General features: G+C 50.1%; 12 protein-coding genes. 9 read left to right on the forward strand and 3 right to left on the reverse strand.

Annotated elements, in window-relative coordinates; all coding sequences use genetic code 11:
* Nucleotides 1-51 precede the first annotated feature (51 nt).
* Nucleotides 52-1,380, forward strand: coding sequence for a tRNA (N(6)-L-threonylcarbamoyladenosine(37)-C(2))-methylthiotransferase MtaB (gene mtaB, locus E7745_RS07450; RefSeq protein WP_136408567.1), 1,329 nt, complete (start codon nt 52-54; stop codon nt 1,378-1,380).
* Nucleotides 1,377-2,405: a glycosyltransferase family 2 protein gene (locus tag E7745_RS07455; RefSeq protein ID WP_240740263.1), complete on the forward strand. Its 1,029-nt coding sequence runs from the start codon at nt 1,377-1,379 to the stop codon at nt 2,403-2,405. The genes mtaB and E7745_RS07455 overlap by 4 nt, the downstream gene beginning before the upstream one ends.
* Here the strand turns inward: E7745_RS07455 and surE are convergent.
* On the reverse strand, nt 2,394-3,167 hold the full coding sequence (surE, locus tag E7745_RS07460; RefSeq protein ID WP_136408568.1) for a 5'/3'-nucleotidase SurE: 774 nt from the start codon (nt 3,165-3,167) through the stop codon (nt 2,394-2,396). The genes E7745_RS07455 and surE overlap by 12 nt on opposite strands.
* A 141-nt stretch (nt 3,168-3,308) precedes the next feature.
* Between surE and E7745_RS07465 the strand changes: the two genes are divergently transcribed.
* Both E7745_RS07465 and E7745_RS07470 read left to right on the forward strand, forming a co-directional pair.
* Nucleotides 3,309-3,743 (forward strand): DUF4293 family protein, encoded by a 435-nt coding sequence (locus E7745_RS07465; RefSeq protein WP_107031526.1) that lies wholly within the window; start codon nt 3,309-3,311, stop codon nt 3,741-3,743.
* Nucleotides 3,744-4,039: 296 nt separating this feature from the next.
* Nucleotides 4,040-5,611: a DUF6377 domain-containing protein gene (locus tag E7745_RS07470; protein ID WP_133166496.1), complete on the forward strand. Its 1,572-nt coding sequence runs from the start codon at nt 4,040-4,042 to the stop codon at nt 5,609-5,611.
* A 1,196-nt stretch (nt 5,612-6,807) separates the two neighbouring features.
* Here the strand turns inward: E7745_RS07470 and E7745_RS07475 are convergent.
* Nucleotides 6,808-8,226 (reverse strand): calycin-like domain-containing protein, encoded by a 1,419-nt coding sequence (locus E7745_RS07475; protein ID WP_136408569.1) that lies wholly within the window; start codon nt 8,224-8,226, stop codon nt 6,808-6,810.
* Nucleotides 8,227-8,667: 441 nt separating this feature from the next.
* Here E7745_RS07475 and E7745_RS07480 point away from each other — a divergent pair, with 441 nt between their 5' ends.
* Nucleotides 8,668-9,819, forward strand: coding sequence for a PCMD domain-containing protein (locus E7745_RS07480; protein ID WP_136408570.1), 1,152 nt, complete (start codon nt 8,668-8,670; stop codon nt 9,817-9,819).
* Nucleotides 9,820-9,847: 28 nt separating this feature from the next.
* A complete protein-coding gene (locus E7745_RS07485) occupies nt 9,848-10,624 on the forward strand; it encodes a porin family protein (protein WP_370291905.1) in 777 nt (258 codons plus the stop codon).
* Nucleotides 10,625-10,763: 139 nt separating this feature from the next.
* On the opposite strand, the gene E7745_RS07490 is transcribed toward E7745_RS07485, so the two are convergent.
* A complete protein-coding gene (locus E7745_RS07490; protein ID WP_107031531.1) occupies nt 10,764-13,766 on the reverse strand; it encodes a PEP/pyruvate-binding domain-containing protein in 3,003 nt (1,000 codons plus the stop codon).
* Between the two features lie 277 nt (nt 13,767-14,043).
* On the opposite strand from E7745_RS07490, the gene dapF reads away from it, so the two are divergent.
* The 3 genes from dapF (at nt 14,044) to E7745_RS07505 (ending at nt 18,520) form a co-directional block, all read left to right on the forward strand.
* Nucleotides 14,044-14,916, forward strand: a complete 873-nt coding sequence (gene dapF, locus E7745_RS07495) for a diaminopimelate epimerase (RefSeq protein WP_240597640.1) — start codon at nt 14,044-14,046, stop codon at nt 14,914-14,916.
* A 140-nt stretch (nt 14,917-15,056) separates the two neighbouring features.
* Nucleotides 15,057-16,292 carry an LL-diaminopimelate aminotransferase gene (locus E7745_RS07500; protein ID WP_123398700.1) on the forward strand — a complete coding sequence of 412 codons (1,236 nt, stop codon included), beginning with the start codon at nt 15,057-15,059 and terminating at the stop codon, nt 16,290-16,292.
* A 38-nt stretch (nt 16,293-16,330) separates the two neighbouring features.
* Nucleotides 16,331-18,520 (forward strand): glutamine synthetase III, encoded by a 2,190-nt coding sequence (locus tag E7745_RS07505; protein ID WP_123398701.1) that lies wholly within the window; start codon nt 16,331-16,333, stop codon nt 18,518-18,520.
* Nucleotides 18,521-18,662: the final 142 nt, after the last annotated feature.

The following is an 18,662-nucleotide window of genomic DNA, read 5'->3' on the forward strand; positions in this document are numbered from 1 at the left end:
AAAGGAGCCCTGATTAAACAACTTCTAATTTATTCTTCAAAGAGACATACCTTGATTGATAAGGAGACTTTTGGAAATCAGACTGCACTGTTTCATACTTTTGGATGCAAACTGAATTTCGCCGAGACTTCCACGGTGGCGCGCATCTTTGCCTCCCGTGGGATTCAGCGTGTCCATGATGGTGACAGGCCTGATTTTATAGTGGTCAATTCATGCAGTGTCACCGAGATCGCCGACAAGAAATGCCGTCAGGCGATACGGTCGTTCGCACGCCGCTATCCTGAGGCTAAGATCGTGGTGACCGGGTGCTATGCCCAGCTCAAGCCGGGCGAGGTCGCGTCGCTTCCCGGTGTGGCTGTTGTGGCCGGTACGGATCGCAAACTCGAACTGGCTGATTATCTCGACCGGGTCACCGGCGCTTCTTCGGCTGAAGAGGCCGCCACATTTGTCACGCCGACAAAAGAGATACGCTCTTTCAGTCCTTCATGCTCGCGTGGCGACCGCACACGTTATTTTCTGAAGGTGCAGGACGGTTGTGACTACTGGTGTTCCTACTGTACCATCCCTATGGCCCGTGGGCGCAGCCGCTCAGGATCGATTGAGGAGATAGTCGCCCAGGCCCGCGATGTGGCAGCCGAGGGTGGCAAGGAAATTGTCATCACCGGTGTTAATATCGGCGACTTCGGGCGTGGCTCCGGTGAGACTTTCTTTGATCTGTGCAAGGCTCTTGATGAAGTCGAAGGAATAGAGCGCTATCGCATTTCCTCGATCGAACCGAATCTGCTTACTGATGAACTGATTGACTTCGTGAGCCGATCAAAGCGCTTCATGCCTCATTTTCATATCCCATTGCAAAACGGCAGCGACGAGGTGTTGCGCCTGATGCGCCGACGCTACGACACGGCGCTTTTCCGCAGCAAGATCGAGCATATACGCCGGGTGATGCCTGATGCGTTTATAGGTGTCGACTTGATTGTGGGCGCGCGCGGAGAGACCGAGGAGCTCTTTGAGGAGTCGAAGGCTTTTGTAGAGTCGCTTGATATCTCTCGCCTGCATGTGTTCACCTACAGCGAGCGTCCCGGCACACGGGCGCTGGAAATAGCCCATGCCGTCAGTCAGGAAGAGAAGCACCGGCGCACTCGTCTGATGCTCGCCGTCTCTGAAAAGAAACTGAAGAATTTCACATCGCGTTTCGTCGGGACAACGCGTCCACTTCTGATAGAGCATCCGCGCCATGACGGCTCGATGGCCGGATTTACTGATAATTATCTGCGTGTCAACATTGCTCCGGCTCCGGAATTGTCAAACACTGTGGCTCCAGTGACGATTCTCGCCATGAACCCTGAAGGAGAAGAGTCGGAAGGGGAGGTTGTAAAATGACTGAAATGACGGTTGCGGCTGAATCAGTCCCGGCCCGTGTGGCCGTTATAATTCTCAACTGGAACGGCGAGAAATTTCTGCGCGCCTATCTTCCGTCGGTGGTGCGCCACACTCCGTCTGCCATAGCGGATGTCTTCGTGGCCGACAACGGATCGACCGATGGCTCCGTTGACTTGCTCAAGCGTGATTTCCCGAATGTTCGCACCATTCTCTTCAGCGAGAACCACGGTTTTGCCGAAGGTTATAATCTCGCCATAAAGGAATTGGCGCCACATTATAAATATAGTGTGCTTCTGAACTCTGATGTCGAGGTCAAGGATGACTGGCTTACACCTATGTTCAACTTCATGGAGTCGCATCCGGAGGCGGGAGCTGTTCAGCCGAAAATTCTGTCACTGACAGAGCCTGAAAAATTTGAATATGCCGGGGCCGCCGGCGGTTTTCTTGACCGCAACGGTTATCCATATTGCCGCGGACGCATATTCGGAACTGTCGAGACCGACTGCGGGCAGTATGACAGCCCTATTCAGGTCGATTGGGCAAGCGGTGCCGCGCTGATGGTTGACAACAGTCTTTATCTTTCGGTAGGAGGGCTTGACAAGGCGTTCTTTGCCCATATGGAAGAGATTGATCTCTGCTGGCGTATGAGGCTTGCCGGCCGACAATTGTGGGCGGTTCCGTCAGGGGCTGTCTATCATCTGGGAGGCGGGAGTCTGCCGGCTTCTAATCCGCGCAAAACCTATCTGAATTTCCGCAACAATCTGCTGATGCTCCGCAAGAACCTTCCGCGCAGCGGGCGCACGCGCCGTCTGGTGTGGCGCCGCCTGCTTGATACTCTGGCATGGGCCAAGTTCATGGCATGTCTTGATTTCGGCAATGCGCGGGCTGTGGTCAGGGCCCATCGTGATTTCTCACGTATGCAGGCAGTTTATGATACGGATCCACGTGTCGATCTGCTGTCCGGCCGTCCGAACATCCTTCTTGAATATTATCTGCTTCGTCACGACCGCTTTTCAGATTTCTGAAAAGATATCCCTTACACGGATTATCATATCTGTGGCTGTCTGATCAGGGCGGATCGGGACAATCGTGCCATACCGCTGTTTCAGCCAGTATTCATCTGTCTCCAGATTGTCAGGCTCGTCATTGTGGAACTTGCCCGTCAGCCAGTAGAACGGAGTGCCGTGGGGAGTGGCGTAGGTGGCATATTCCTCAGTCCACCGTCCTTTGGCCGCGCGCACAACTTTGATGCCTTTCGGAGTGCAGCGGGTGGGGAAGTTCACGTTCAGGCAAATCCCCTCAGGCAGTCCTTCGGCAAGCACTTTGGCGGTTATCTCTTTAATGAAAGGTGTCAGTGGATCGAAATCGGCTCCGGGCGAATGGTCAAGCAGCGAATAGCCTATCGAGGGTATTCCAAGCAGACAACCTTCCATTGCGGCTCCCATTGTTCCGGAATATATATTGTTGACAGCGGCGTTTGATCCGTGGTTGATACCGGAAAGAATCAGATCGGGCCTGCGGTCAAGCACAGCAAACATGGCGAGCTTCACGCAGTCAACCGGTGTGCCGTTGGCGCTCATCATGCGGGCGCCTTCAAGCGGCTGATGTTCGTTGATGAAGAGAGGCGTGTTTACGCTGATAGCTGATGACTTGCCTGACTGCGCGCTGTCAGGGGCCACGACCACAACATCGCCTAATGTCACCGCTATGCGTGTGAGATGGGCTATTCCGCGTGACCCGATTCCGTCATCATTGGTTATGAGTATAAGGGGGCGTTCTGCTTTCATGAATCAGTGATTTTTGGACAAAATTACAGAAAAATGCCAACTAATCATGCGCTCAATTGTTAAAATTTTAGTACTTTTGACCTCCCGAAGGTCATGGTGGCCTTTGTTGAATGAAATCATCAATTCAAAAAAATAAACGTTATGCAGATACAACGCATCCAGACCGTCTATATCTTCCTCGCGCTTGTAGCGATGATGATATTTGTGATTGTGCCCTATGGGGAAGTAGATTATCTTTCCGGTCAGCCGGTTGTCACTGAGAAACTCTACACCATGTATGAGTATGGGCTTCTGATACCGGCAGCCGCAGCCGTAATACTGCTTATTGTAGACATATTTCTTTTCCGCAATCTGCCGCTGCAGCGGACGGTGCTTACCATCAGCCTGCTTCTGACTCTATGCTGCATCGCAGTGGTCTGCTTCATACTCTTCAAGCAGGCGGGAGCCGAGGAAATGGATGCCCATTTCTCAGTCTGGGATATTCTTCTTCCTGTAGCCGTCATATTCGAGATTCTCGGTCTCGGCGGAATATCAAAAGATGTCAAACTGCTCAATTCCTACAACCGTCTTCGTTGATTGGCGCTATAATGCTCTTGTAGAGAAGAGTATTCAGTCTTTGGGGACCGCATAGACAATTCGTCTCCGCAAAGAAGCGGAGGCGAATTTTTTTGTCGTAGAAATTTGTATCTGGAAAAATTAAATACTATCTTTGCCGAAGAATCAATTGATATTAATCGGTATTTTCTAACCCTTTAGCCTTATTTGGCAATCCTTTTATCTCCGTAATTCAAACTGACTGACGGCTTGCATCTTGGCCGCTCTGAATGTTGATTCTGTCTGTAAAATTGCAACACATTTCTATTGTTTGTTTAATGAGAAAATTGTTTGTATGCTACGTCTTGCTACTGCTGGCTCCGGTGATGGCCGCGAGTAGTGCCGGGTCGCTCCCATCTACAGAAGAGGGGCTGCTTGATCTGCTTGACCGTGAGTTGATAAGACGTGACGGCTATATAAGAAAGCGCATCGCTTCGGCCGATTCGCTTAATAAACTGATCGCCTCACAATCGGAGAGAAGAACGGAACTTTATCTGGACCTTGGCACTATGGTGGCTCCTATCAACTGCGACTCGGCGATTTCGGTTTTCAACCGTGGTCTTGAAGTGGCCCGTAATGTCGGCGATTCGGTCAGCGCGCAGCGTTTTTTGATTCTCAGCGCTTCTGAATTGCGCAAATTCGGCGCTACCCCTGATGCTCTTAATGCTCTTAAAAATGTCAATGAAAACGGCATTTTCCCGGAAAACCGTTTGCTCTATTATGAAACCGCCCGTGATCTTAATCTTTACATAGCTGAAATACTTGAAAGCAGCGAGGTTGCCAGATCTTATCTTAAAGAAGGCATGAATTTTGCCGAAAAGCAGCTTGAGCTATTGCCGCCAGACACTCCGTCAGCACAGATTGCCCAGTCTATCATATATTATGCCAAAGGTCAGCGTCCGCTGTCAGCAGGTTCTCTTCACAACCTTGCCACAGACCTTGATATGTCAGATCCGGATTTCTCATTGGCTATGACGATGCTTGGCGGTCAGTATTACTATCTCGGTTCATTACATGAAGCTGTACGCTACTGGTCGCTTGCGGCTATCTCCGAGGTGCGTAACGGCGATCTCAAAGGTTCGGCGATGGCTCGCCTCGGACGTGCGCTATATGATCTCGGTGATCTTGAAAGGGCCTACAAATATCTGTCTATATCGCTCGAAAATTCTGTCAGGGCAGGTGATATGTCAAACACTGTGTTCGTCTCTGAGTCCATGATACCGGTATCTCAGGCTTTGAGTTCGCTCTCTCACAGGCGTATGCTGATGATGTTCGGGCTGATCGTGACGCTTTCGGTGGTTATATTGCTTTTAGGTAACTTCTATCGGCACAGAAAACGGCGAGTAAAAGAGCTTGAGCAGGTCAAGCGCCAGCTTGCTAACGCCAATATGATAAAGGAAGCCTATATATCGGAGTTTATCAATCTCTGTTCGAGCTATATGGGTAGTCTTGAGGACTTCACCCGCATGTGCCGGCGCAAGATTACTGCCGGTCAGACTGACGACCTTCTGAAATATATGAAAGAAGGCCGGTTCATGGACGAACAGCGTGAAAAGTTTGATGAGATTTTCGATGAGACCTTCCTTGCCATCTATCCCGACTTTATCACAGGTCTCAATCATCTGTTGCTCCCCGATAAACAGATAGTGCTGAGTTCGCCTAATGTGCTATCTACGGAACTGCGTGTGTTGGCCTTCATGCGCTTGGGGGTCGATGACACCGCAAGAATAGCGCACTTTCTCGGTGTGTCAACAAACACCATATATACCTATCGCAATAAATTCAGGAATATGGCCGTCGAGCGAGAGACTTTTGACTCTGATGTTATGCAGATCGGGGTCATGAAGTAGGCCTGAAAAATGGGGAGTTCTGGCTCTTTGCCGTTTAGATCGAATTTAGATTTATCAATCAATGCTTTATATTTAAAGCATTGATTGATAAATTATTATTGCTTATATTCTGTTTTGATAATTTAGATTTTGCACCGATACTATTGACTGCGGGTGAAAAACGCCCTATCTTTGCGTTATACTTATGACAACCGGGTGATTCCGGTTAAGAATATTGGATTATAGATTATATCAATAGAGATCATACTTACGAATGAAGAAAATGATTTAGGTAATAAAAGATTTGTTTTACGTTAGGTTTTTAGAATTATTTTACACTACGTTAGATTCTGTAGAGAGAGCGGTCTTCGTGAAGAAGACAGCTCTTTTTTTGTGCCCTTGCCTGATGCCTTCGGCCGTATCCGGGATGGTAAATCGGTGTCCTCAGCCGGACACCATATTGGGGGGATGTCTTTTATCCCCCCGACACCTACGCGCTGTGCGCTGCGGTGTCGGGGGCTACGAGTAAATCGGTGTCCTGCGGACACCCGCTGCCCGCTTGGCTGTTCGTGGCGGAAAATCGGTGCCCTCATCCGGATACTCGCTGCCTGCGTTGCCGTCCGGGATGGTGTTGGATGCCTGCTGCCCGTGGGGCTGTTCGTGGTGGGTTCTGTCGGATACCGGCTGTTACGGCGGTGCTGAATGGGCGTCCGGAGGACGCTGATTTACTCGTAGCCCGTGACACCGTAACGCACGTGAAGGTGTCACGGGCTATTGCGTTTCCCGCAGCATGGTGTCCGGTTGAGGACACCGATTTACCATCACGCCACGTGAGGCATTGACCGGATACTTGCCGTCTGTGTTTTGTGCAAAGGTGATGTTTTGTTATATCCGGGCGTTTAAATGTTATTTTGCAGTTTAGATCAGAATATTTGTTAGTGGGATATAAATGACTTATAGTCAGATTTGTTTGGATAATTCGATTAAGATCGAATTTTGATTATTACATAGCGGTATATAGGAGGGACGCATGATGCGCTATCTTTGCAATGTGTAAAATTTAATCAGTTTATGGATTGCAGGAAATGGTTTCTGCGACATAAAATATTCCAATAGATATAGAGTCAATCGACAGACAGAAAAACAAGAAAGCCGCTTCGTGATGAAGCGGCTTTCTGCTTGATATGAAATGGGGAATCTGTAGAATCACATCCAATTTACTTCACGAGCACCTTGCTGACCTGGCTGCCCTGACGGCGAACATAGATGCCTGGGGTCAGATTGTCAGCATTCACGCGCACACCCTGGAGGTTGTAGAATTCAACGGGAGCGTTTGAATTGTCAACAGTGATATCGGTGATGCCGCTGGTTACGGGATTTGTTGTGAATGTCACGTAGATCGGGGTTCCTTCTTCGTTGAGCGGAGAGTTAGTCCAGATAACATCAATAGTCATGTCTGCAACATCTCCGGTGATTGTGCCTTTGATTGTTACATCTGCTAAGATCATGTCACTCATCAGTTTCAGATCTTTTGTTACGCCTGAAAAAGTCTTGACGCCATCTTTCTCGGTTACGGTAACATTTTCTACAACAATATCGCCTAACTGCATTGCGCCATCGCCATCGCCGAGCGCGAAGTTGGGAAGTTTGAAGGTACAAGTATTTTCGCCGGTGGGGATAATTTCGATTGTCGCAGCAGAGTTTTTGGCTAATGTGCCCTCAGGGTCATCAGGATTCAGGTCTTTGCAGTAAATGTTGATATACCCTTCGTGTGTTTCCGGTTTGGTCGGGTAAACGAGTTTTACATCATCAACAATCAGAGATGTGCCTTGTTTAACTGCAGTTGCACCTCCGAAATAATTGCCTGCTGCAAGGACAACATTTATCATTTCAGGGGTAGCATCGGACTTATAGTCAAATTTAGCAGAGAATTTTTTCCATCCGTTATTATCTTCACTTATGGTTGTGGTCTCGTCTTCAATTTCAACATTTATCACAGCGATAAGCTCTGCGTCATCAGAGGGTGTAACCGCTCCACCAAGAGAACTGGACATATCTAAGCCGAGCACACAGCGGTCACGGTCAACCATGTTGGCGGTTTTAGGACTGCCAAAAGATACAATATTCCCAGGTACAGCTTTTTGTGTCCAGTGGCCTTTCCAAAGGTAGGCTACGACTGTGGCTTTTTCGCCGTCTGTGCCAGTATGTTTGTACATGAATTCCAGGCTTTCCGGACGACCTGAGAATTCGATGCCGCCAAATGATCCACCATCATTTTTGTTTCCCATTACAGATGTAGACCAAGTTTTGCCTAATGTTATATATCCCGGTACGGTTTGGGTGGACAGAAGTGAATTAGGGCTGTTTTTCAATTCAACAGCAGTAGCGCTATTATAGCCTTCTGTTTTAAAACCGACTTCAGTTTTGCCAAAACCACTGACTCCGATAACTTGCGAAATGCACCATCCGGAAGGAGTTGAGCCTATATCTTTAGAATTCCCATTGCTTGTCCAAGGAATGCAGTTAACCCACTCTTCTTCGAACCCGCTGTTAGGCAGTTGCTGCTGGGCTGTGGCGTTGAGCCCCATAGCTCCCATCAGCAGGGCGCTATACATTGATTTGTAAAGAAATTTCATAATTTAAGTTTATGTAAATGATTGGTTAGTTACCGTTATTGTAATCACAACAATGTCTGCGGTTCCTTTTTGTGTGTATAAGGAAACTCGTGGTGATTTATAATATTTGGTTTGACCGATTCAGATAGACATAGCCAATGTCTATAAAATCGCAAAATTTCGGGGCAAAGTTACGGATAATTTGCGGTTTTTAAGCAAACAGAAGCTAAAAAATGTTGCTGGAATTTATCTAATTGTTGCAGATTGAGCATAATAGAGCAATTTTTGCGCCGATGTGGAGAATCGCTGATTTATTTGGCGGTCGGAAAAACAGATCAAAAATCGCCCGAATTTGCGGTGAGATTACAGCGTAGATGAAAAAAATGCCGGCGAAACCATCGGATTTCTGTCGATTTGCGTAATTTTGTAACTTGAAAGCAAATATAGTAATTGAATCACAATATGAAAATTTTTCGCCTGATGCAGGTGATGACAGTGTTCTTTTCCACAGTGTGGCTGTCATCATGTATCGAGAACGAACCGCTCAATGCCGAGTGTGACATTGTGTCAGCTTCCCTGCCGGAAGAACTGCTTGTGCGCCCGGCTGAGATTGTAGACCGCAAGGATGTACATTCGGTCACCTTTATAGTAAAGAATTTTGTAGATGTGACGGCGCTTGCGCCTGAATTTGAGATCACTCCGGGTGCGACGATCGACCCTGCGAGCGGCACGATGCGCGACTTCTCCGATCCGCAGGAGTATACAGTCACATCCGAAGACGGCCAGTGGTCAAAGACTTATACGGTCATTGCCAAGCATGACGATCCGATAGCGCTGAAATACAGTTTCGAGAATGCGCGCGTGGTTCCGGCCAACTCCCAGGGTGGTATGTGTGATGAATTTGTGGAACTTTCTCCGACTGATCCCAATGTGCCGAATATGGTGTGGGCGAGCGGAAATCAAGGCTTCGGACTGACCAACGGCAAGAAAGGGCCGGAGACATATCCGACATTTCAGGCTGACAACGGTGTGGTTGGCCGTTGTGCCGGACTGGTGACCCGCTCTACAGGAACGTTTGGCGCTATGGTGGGTATGCCTCTGGCTGCAGGCAATCTGTTTATAGGTAAGTTCGATATGACCAATGCTGTCAACAAGCCCTTGGAAGCAACCCAGTTCGGTACCTCGTTCTATTATGTGCCTATCGGCCTGCGTGGCTACTATCGCTATGCTCCGGGGGAAAAATTCATGAAGCTTGTTGACCGTAAGCTTGTGGAAGTTCCCGGCCGCATTGATGAATGTGACATCTATGCAGTGTTCTACGAACGCACTGCCGATATGGAGTATCTTGATGGCAACAATGTGCTGTCTGACGACAATCCCAACATCATAGCCGTGGCACGTCTTGATGAAGATCAGCGCAAGGGGGCTGCTGACTGGACTCATTTTGATGTAGAATTCAAATATCGTCCTGACAAGAGTCTTGATCCTGAAAAACTTGAAAACGGGGTCTATGCACTGGCTGTGGTGATGACATCGAGCATCGAGGGTGCGAAATTCTCAGGAGCTATAGGCAGCGCTCTGTTTGTAGATGAGCTTGAAGTAGTCTGCCTCTAATCTATAAAATGAAAATAGAACAATGAATATCAAACGTTATATAATAGGTGCCTTGGCGATGGCTTTCGGCTTTGTTGGCGCTACGGCTCAGGTTGACCGTTCGCTGGCAGTCATCAAGGCGATGCTCCACGGGTTTGAATATGAGGTCTATGCCGGAACAAACATCGGGGGAGCTTCTCCTCTGCCTCTCCCTGCCGAAATCCGTGAAATTAATTCATACAGTCCGGAACTTAATCTGCAAATAGGTGCCACTGTTACAAAGTGGATGGATGTGCAGAAGAAGTGGGGTCTCTCTCTGGGTGTGCGTCTTGAAACCAAAGGTATGGAAACCAAGGCTGCGGTGAAGAACTATGGTATGGCCATCATTCAGGACGGCGCTACTGTCAGCGGCCGCTGGACCGGCATGGTGCAGACCCGCTATCACTCGCAGCAGTTAGTGTTTCCGCTGACAGCCGTATTCAAGGCCCACAAGCGCCTTAAGGTTCACGCCGGGCCATATGTGGCCTTTGCGTTCAGCAATGATTTTGACGGATATGTCTATGACGGCTATCTCCGTGAAGGCGATCCGACCGGCCCGAAGATCTCGTTTGAGGGCGACTCGCGTGCCAACTATGATTTCGGTGACAATCTGCGCCATTTCCAGTGGGGTATGCAGGGCGGCGTGACATGGACTGCCTATAAGCATCTGCTTGTCAATGCCAATCTCGCCTGGGGTTGCAATGACATTTTCGAATCGTCGTTCAAGACGGTGACATTCAATCTCTATCCGATATATCTCAATGTAGGTTTCGGTTATCTCTTCTGATAGCCGAAACTTCGAGGTTTTAAGCAACCTCTTAAACTGACTATAACAGACAGCGCCTGCAAGGCTGCGATACAGATTTTTTTCTGTCCGCGCATCTTGCAGGCGCTGTCTGTTCGGGTTTATGCGGAAGCCTGGCGGCTCAGGGCTTTAGGACTACGCCGGTACCTTTCAGTCCGTTGACGCCGATGGCGAGCGGGGTGTCGAAGGTGACTATGCGTATGAAGTCGCTTTCGTAGACCGCAGGCTGAGAGTTGAGAAAGTCAACGTCGTAGAGCGCGGTGACCGGTTCGCCTTCCTTGCGCCGGGCATTGGTGTCTATAGTGAAATAAGCCACGCCGAAAGAAGTGAGGTTCTGGAAGAAGTGTGTGCCCTGGCTGGGCTCTATGCGGTAGCTCGGCAGTGATGACTCCACTATCAGGCGGGCTGCCGAGATTGCCGGCCATTTCACCGGAATGCCGAGCGAAGTGTCTGACGAGCCCCATCGGCCGGGCCCGATGAGCACGTAGCGCTCTTCGCGGTTGAGGAAGTCGCGGTTTATCTTCTCGATCTCGCGGGCAATGAGCGAGTTGTTGGATGACGAAAACTTCTCCGGGCGGACATAGACCACCGTCTTCACGCCTTCGATGTTGCCATGACCGAGAGCTGTGCCTGACTTCAGCAGAAGTCTTTCATCAGGAGTGGCCATAAGGGCTTCGTCAACGGTTTCCTTGCGGTCGACTATCGGGCGGATCTGGAGCCAGTAGAGGCGGCCCTTGTTTTTGGCTCCCGGACCGATCATCTTAGAGTCGGGCCCGATGATGCCCGCGAACTCTATCTCGACCGGACGTTGCATTTCTTTCTGTCCGGTGGTGAGCATGAAGTCTACGGCTTCGGCAAGCGGGTAGACCTTGTGCTTGAGCACATTGTTGAAGGTCACAACCTTGCGGCCTTCTCCTGAGTCGGAGTCGCGGATCACGTTGTCGCGGAAGTCGAAAGTCGACACCATGTATCTTAGAGCCCCCTTTTCGGCGAGGTCCTGAACGCGGACTTTGGCCACGTTGTAGCCGTCGTCGACAATGAGGTTGCTGTCAGACTGGGCCGATTTCATGTCGAGGGCATACATGCGTGTCTGTGTGTCGCGCAGGGCGAGGGAGAGTTCGGAGGTCTGGAGCACGTTGTCGGGGTGGCGCGGGGAGAAGCGCAGAGAGAGACCGCCGTCAACGATGTATTTCCCCAGGCCGACGGCAATTTCGGCCACTCCGTCTTCGGGCTTTTCATCGTTGAGAGGGTAGTAGTTGAGAGAGCGGCCCACGCCGGAGAATGACGGGAAGTAGTAGCCGTCGACCTCTTTGCCGACCACTTCCTGAAGGATCACGGCCATCTTTTCCTGGTCGATGATGTTGGAGGTGGCTGTCATGTAAGCCTTGGAGTCGGCGTAGAACACCGAGGCATAGACACCCTTGATGGCGTCGGTGACCATTTTGAGCATACGCTGCGGGTCGGAGCTTTTGGGCACCATGTAGGTGGAGTAGATTCCGGCGAAGGGCTGGTAGTGGGAGTCTTCGAGAAGGCTGGAACTTCGGACCGCTATCGGGGTGTCGACCACCTCGAAGAGTGCGAGAAGATCGTCTTTGATTCTGCGCGGAAGCTTGCCTTCGAGGAAGTGGCGGAGGATTTCTTCGTCAGGCGCATCGCTGAGGGCTATGGGGTAGAGGCGGTTCGACTCCATGAACTCATCGAAAATGTCGGTGCAGAGCACAACGGTGCGCGGAATGGTTATTGATATGCCGTCGAAATTGTCGCAGATCGGATTTTTTTTGATGATCGAGTCGATAAAGGCCAGGCCACGGCCTTTTCCTCCGAGCGAACCCTGGCCGATGCGGGCGAAGTTGGAGTAGTGGTCGAAGCGGTCTTTCTGGAAGATGGCCACGACTCCGCGGTTTTTCATCTTGCGATATTTTACAATCAGGTCGAAGAACAGCTGGCGCACCTGCGGGGCATCTTTCAGGTCGCGGAAGCGGTGGTGTTTGATCACCTCTGCAATCGGGAACATGGCGCGCGAGTAGAGCCAGCGCGAGATGTCGTTGAACGAGGCATGCCAATAGAGGGCCTCGGCGGGGATGTTGAAGATGTTTTTCTGCAGGTCTTTCAGCGATTTGATGCGGAAGATCTCTTCGCCAGTTTCGGGATTGCGGATCACGAAGTCGCCGAAGCCGAAGTTGTTGATGATGGCCTTGCCGAGGTCTACGGGAAATTTTTTTGAGTTCTTGTCGATGAACGTGCCGCCGAGCTCGATTACGTCATGGGCGTTTTCGTTTTCGGAACTTTCGATGATCATCGGCAGGTAGGGGTCGCGTGAGCGTAGCTCTTTGGCAAGGCGTATTCCGGCTTTCGGGTCTTTTTTTCCCTCGCGCATGAAAGAGACGTCGCTGATCACTCCGAGTATATGGTTGCTGTAACGCTCGTAGAGAGTGATGGCTTCCTCGTAGTCACGGGCGAGCATCACTTTTGGGCGTCCGCGCATACGCAGCATCTGTTCGTGTTCGTTCAGAGCCTCGGTGGAGAATTCGCGTGACTGTTTGAGGATGAATTTATAGACGATGGGGAGAACCGACGAGTAGAATCTGACGGAGTCTTCCACCAGGAGTATCATCTGCACGCCCACACCGTTGATGTCGGCATCGGCGTTCATCTTGTCTTCGAGCAGTTTTATGATGGCCAGGAGCAGATCGACATTGCCGAGCCATGAAAAGACATAGTCAATGCCTGAGAAATCTTCGTTGGCCAGACGGCGTGACACCTCTTTGGAGAACGGTGTCAGCACGATTATCGGCATGTCGGGGTAGGCCTCGCGTATGCGTCGCGCTCCGGAGAAAGTCTCACTGACATCGTTGCCGGGCATCATGATCACAAGATCGAAACTTTTGACCTTCATGATCTCCATTGCTTCAGTGGAGTTGAGTGCGCGCGTGACTCGCGGGGGAGAGGAAAGGTTGAGGGCTGTGTATTCAAAATAGAGCTGTTCTTCGACGCGTCCGTCTTCTTCCATCATGAAAGCATCGTAGGCCGAAGCAATCAGGAGCACGTTGAAAATGCGCTTCTGCATCAGATTCTGAAAGGCGGTGTCTTTAAAATAGAGCTGGCTCAGAGCGTCGTCGGTCATCGTCGGTATAAATAAGGGAGGTTATGTGTAGTATATAATATATAATGTAATATATAATAAGGTGGTGTATCCATTCGCAAAGATAGTAAAAAATGGCGACCTGCATCATGTATTGTGTAAGAAAGTGAAAAATAAGACAAGTAATGGCCTAAAAGGAGCTATTTAAAATAAAAATATGGTTTTAGCATAAAAAATGTGTGAAAAAAGCTTGCGTTTGTAGCAAAATGCTTACCTTTGCATTGATTTCTCAATTTAACTTGGGATAGTAGTTTGAATTATGACCTCACGCTCAAAGAAAGACAGAGAGTTGATAAGCTTCACTAAGATGCATGGCATCGGCAACGACTACATCTACATCAACTGCATGGAGTCGGTGCCTGATCGGCTCCCCGAACTTGCCGAGGAAATGAGTGATCGCCATTTCGGTGTAGGTGGAGATGGAATAGTTTTGATCTGCCCCTCTGACAAAGCCGACTTCAGAATGAGGATGTTTAACAACGACGGATCGGAGGCCCGCATGTGTGGGAATGCCTCCCGTTGCATCGCCAAGTACGTCCACGATCACAAACTCACAGATAAAACCTGCATAAGCCTTGAAACCCTTTCCGGGATCAAGGTTTTGTCGCTTAATATGAGCCCCTCCGGAGAGGTTGAGAGTGTGACCGTCGATATGGGGGAGCCGGAACTCAATGCCGGGCTTGTGCCGGTGAGAAGCACTACCGAAAAGATGGTCGAGGAGCCTGTAGCCACTTCGTGTGGCGAGGTCAGAGTGACGGCTGTCTCTATGGGCAACCCCCACGGAGTCGTTTTTGTAGACCGTATTGAAGATGTCCCCTTTGAAACTCTTGGCCCTGAGCTTGAGAAGCATTCCATGTGGCCTGACCGCGCAAATATAGAATTCCTGCAGATAATCTCTCCGTCAGAGGCCCGTATGCGGGTGTGGGAGAGAGGTACAGGCGAGACTCTTGCCTGCGGAACCGGGGCATGTGCCTCGGCAGTGGCTGCGGCTCTTACCGGACGCTGTGGCCGTGAAGTTACAATTCACCTGCGTGGCGGCGATCTGCACATCAGGTGGGCAAACAACGGACATGTCATGATGACCGGCGGTGCCACTGAAGTATTCGAAGGAAATTATTACCGACAACGTTGACAAAAAGCTGACTGTACGCTGTGACGTGAACGTGTTTCCGCGGATGCAGTGGATATCAGGAGAAGAACCGAAAATCTTTTCCGGGTACTTTCGTTTTTTTGATGAAAAATTATAGGTAGATACAATATAAAGTAAAACAGATGTTTAGAATCAACGATAATTTCACCAAACTTCCTGCGTCATATCTTTTCAGTGAGGTGGCCCGCAGGGTAAATGCTTATTCCGAAAGCCATCCCGGCGCAGACATAATACGCATGGGCATCGGTGATGTGACCCGTCCGCTGTGTCAGGCAGCTGTCGAGGCGCTCCATAAAGCGGTGGACGATGAGGCGGCAGGCGAAACTTTTCACGGATATGGTCCTGAGCAGGGCTATTCGTTTCTTGCCGAAAAAATCGCACGTTATGATTATCGCGAACGAGGCATAGAAATAGACACCGATGAGATCTTTGTCAGTGACGGAGCCAAAAGCGACACCGGAAATATTGGCGATATCCTCTCGACGGCCAATCGTGTGGCTGTAACCGATCCTGTCTATCCTGTTTATGTTGATACGAACGTAATGGGAGGCCGCGCCGGGGATCTTGGAGCCGACGGCCGCTGGACTGAGATCGAATATCTGCCCTGTACGGCTGAAAACGGTTTTGTGCCCGCCCTCCCGGTCAACAATCCCGATGTGATATATCTCTGCTATCCGAACAATCCTACCGGAACCACTCTGACCCGCCGCCAGCTGAAAGCGTGGGTTGATTATTGCCGTGAACATGGCGCTCTGCTGCTGTTCGACGCAGCCTATGAGGCTTTCATTCGCGAAGAAGATGTGGCGCATTCAATATATGAAATAGAAGGAGCCAGAGAGGTGGCCATCGAATTCCGCAGTTTTTCCAAGACCGCGGGCTTTACCGGCATCCGTCTCGGTTACACCGTGGTGCCGAAAGAGCTCATGGGGCTGGATGAGAAAGGAAACAAGATCGCGCTTAACGGTCTCTGGCGTCGCCGTCAGACCACCAAATTCAACGGTGCAAGTTACCTTACCCAGCGCGCGGCCGAAGCTCTCTATACAGAAAAGGGTCAGCGTCAGGTCAAAGAAACCATTGACTACTATCTCGAAAATGCCCGCATGCTCCGCGAAGGGCTCGCAGAGGCCGGCTATGAGGCGGTAGGAGGAATCAATTCGCCATATATATGGCTCAAAACGCCCGGAACAATGACTTCATGGGAGTTTTTTGATTACCTGCTCGACCGTTACCACATTGTCGGGACTCCCGGCAGCGGATTCGGACCTTCAGGCGAGGGCTATTTCAGGCTGACCGCTTTCAACACTCACGAAAATACACGCCGGTGCATCGAACGCCTCGGCGCGACCGATAGAAAATAAAGATCACGATTTATAAATACTTAACACAACGTGCAACTATGTCAAGTTTAAGATTCAAGGTAGTTGAAGAAGCTTCAAACCGCAAAGCAGTTGAGGTTGACATTCCCAAGGAACGTCCGCAGGAATACTATGCCAGCAAAGTGTTCAACCGCGCAAAAATGTATGAGTATCTTCCTCTGGATACCTACAAGGCGCTGATCAATGCGATTGACAACAAAGAGCCTATCTCACTGGAAGTGGCCGACAGTGTGGCCGAAGGCATGAAGCGCTGGGCGACTGACAACGGTGTGCGCCACTACACACACTGGTTTCAGCCGCTGACAGAGACCACAGCCGAAAAGCATGACGGATTTATCGAGCATGACGGCAAGGGCGGAATCGTAGAGGAATTCTCAGGCAAACTGCTTGTGCAGCAGGAACCTGATGCCTCAAGTTTTCCCAACGGCGGAATCCGTAACACATTCGAGGCCCGCGGTTATTCCGCATGGGACATCTCCTCGCCTGTGTTCATCCTTGACAACACACTCTGTATCCCGACAATTTTTATCTCATACACCGGAGAGTCGCTTGACTATAAGACCCCGCTTCTGCGCGCGCTTTCAGCTGTCGACAAAGCCGGTACAGGCGTGGCCCGCTATTTTGATCCCAACGTACAGCATGTGATCTCGAACCTCGGATGGGAACAGGAGTATTTCCTCGTTGACGAGGCTCTCTATGCCGCCCGTCCCGACCTCGTGATGACCGGCCGCACACTGATGGGCCATGAATCGGCAAAGAATCAGCAGCTTGAAGACCATTATTTCGGAGCTATACCTTCGCGTGTGCAGGCATTCATGCTTGATCTTGAAATCGAAGCTCACAAGCTCGGAATTCCGGCCAAGACCCGCCACAATGAAGTTGCGCCTAACCAGTTTGAGCTTGCTCCCATTTTCGAAGAAACAAACCTGGCCAATGACCACAATATGCTGATCATGTCGGTGATGGCCGAAGTGGCCCGCCGCCATAATTTCCGCATCCTGCTTCACGAAAAGCCGTTTGCCGGAATCAACGGATCAGGCAAACATAACAACTGGAGTCTCGGAACCGATACCGGCACACTGCTTTTCGCTCCCGGAAAGACTCCGATGGAGAACCTCCAGTTCATAACATTCGTGGCTAATGTCATGGCAGCCGTGCACCGTCACAACGCTCTGCTCAAGGCATCTATCATGTCGGCCACAAACTGCCACCGTCTCGGAGCCAATGAAGCGCCACCTGCAATCATCTCGATTTTCACCGGCAGCCAGCTTGCAGAGATACTCAGCAAGATCAAGAATTCAGACAAAGACGAACTGATCGCACTTGCCGGTAAAGAGAAACTTGACCTCGGTGTGGCTCAGATTCCGGAACTTATGATTGACAATACCGACCGCAACCGCACATCACCATTCGCGTTTACCGGAAACCGTTTCGAGTTCCGTGCCGTAGGGTCAAGCGCCAACTGTGCGTCTGCCATGATCGCCCTGAATGCAGCGGTGGCCGAACAGCTTGCCGATTTCAAGCAGAAGGTTGACTCGCGTCTTGCGGCAGGCGAAGGTCTGCAGCATGCGCTCCTTGCCGAGATCAAGGCACTTCTTCTGTATTCCGAAGCCATCCATTTCGATGGCAACGGCTATTCAGACGAATGGAAAGAAGAGGCAGCCCGTCGCGGACTTGACTGCGAGACCAATCCGGCTCTTATCTTCGATGCCTACCTGCGTCCGTCGTCAATCGAAATGTTCCGCAAGACCGGCGTCATGAACCACGTCGAACTTGAGGCTCGCAATGAAGTGAAGTGGGAAATGTACACCAAGAAGATCCAGATTGAAGCCCGTGTGCTCGGAGATCTTGCCATCAACCACATCATACCTGTGGCCACACGCTATCTCTCGATTCTGCTTGACAATATGGTCAAGATCCGCACACTCTTCCCCGGAAACAAGGGCGAGGAACTGTCTTCGCAGGATGCGGCTACTGTAGAGAAGATCATGCACCACTGCTCGATAATCAAAGAAGAGGTTGCAAAGATGGTCAATGCCCGCAAGGATGCCAATCGTATTTCTGAAGAGCGTGAGAAAGCTTTGGCCTACTCGCTTCACGTGTCTCCCTCGCTTGAAGTTATCCGATACCACATCGACAAACTCGAACTTATGGTCGATAATGAAATGTGGCCTCTGCCTAAATACCGCGAACTTCTGTTTATCCGTTGATAAGGTGAGACAAGTATAGAATTACACATTATATCCCTGCGAAATAAAGCTTCTGACACAGCCCTTTCGCAGGGGTATTTCTGTTTGAAATGTGATGTCAAATCATTATCTTTGCAACTTATAAAAATCAATCATATCTCGT

Origin of the sequence: Duncaniella sp. C9, assembly GCF_004803935.1 — a bacterium.
Taxonomy (GTDB): domain Bacteria; phylum Bacteroidota; class Bacteroidia; order Bacteroidales; family Muribaculaceae; genus Duncaniella; species Duncaniella muris.

Excerpts from the sequence above, each read along its gene's own strand:
- E7745_RS07455 (WP_240740263.1), top strand. The coding sequence starts at position 1,377 with ATGACTGAAATGACGGTTGCGGCTGAATCAGTCCCGGCCCGTGTGGCC.
- E7745_RS07465 (WP_107031526.1), top strand. The coding sequence starts at position 3,309 with ATGCAGATACAACGCATCCAGACCGTCTATATCTTCCTCGCGCTTGTA.
- E7745_RS07505 (WP_123398701.1), top strand. The coding sequence starts at position 16,331 with ATGTCAAGTTTAAGATTCAAGGTAGTTGAAGAAGCTTCAAACCGCAAA.
- E7745_RS07480 (WP_136408570.1), top strand. The coding sequence starts at position 8,668 with ATGAAAATTTTTCGCCTGATGCAGGTGATGACAGTGTTCTTTTCCACA.
- E7745_RS07475 (WP_136408569.1), bottom strand. The coding sequence starts at position 8,226 with ATGAAATTTCTTTACAAATCAATGTATAGCGCCCTGCTGATGGGAGCT.
- E7745_RS07500 (WP_123398700.1), top strand. The coding sequence starts at position 15,057 with ATGTTTAGAATCAACGATAATTTCACCAAACTTCCTGCGTCATATCTT.
- E7745_RS07470 (WP_133166496.1), top strand. The coding sequence starts at position 4,040 with ATGAGAAAATTGTTTGTATGCTACGTCTTGCTACTGCTGGCTCCGGTG.
- E7745_RS07490 (WP_107031531.1), bottom strand. The coding sequence starts at position 13,766 with ATGACCGACGACGCTCTGAGCCAGCTCTATTTTAAAGACACCGCCTTT.
- surE (WP_136408568.1), bottom strand. The coding sequence starts at position 3,167 with ATGAAAGCAGAACGCCCCCTTATACTCATAACCAATGATGACGGAATC.
- dapF (WP_240597640.1), top strand. The coding sequence starts at position 14,044 with ATGACCTCACGCTCAAAGAAAGACAGAGAGTTGATAAGCTTCACTAAG.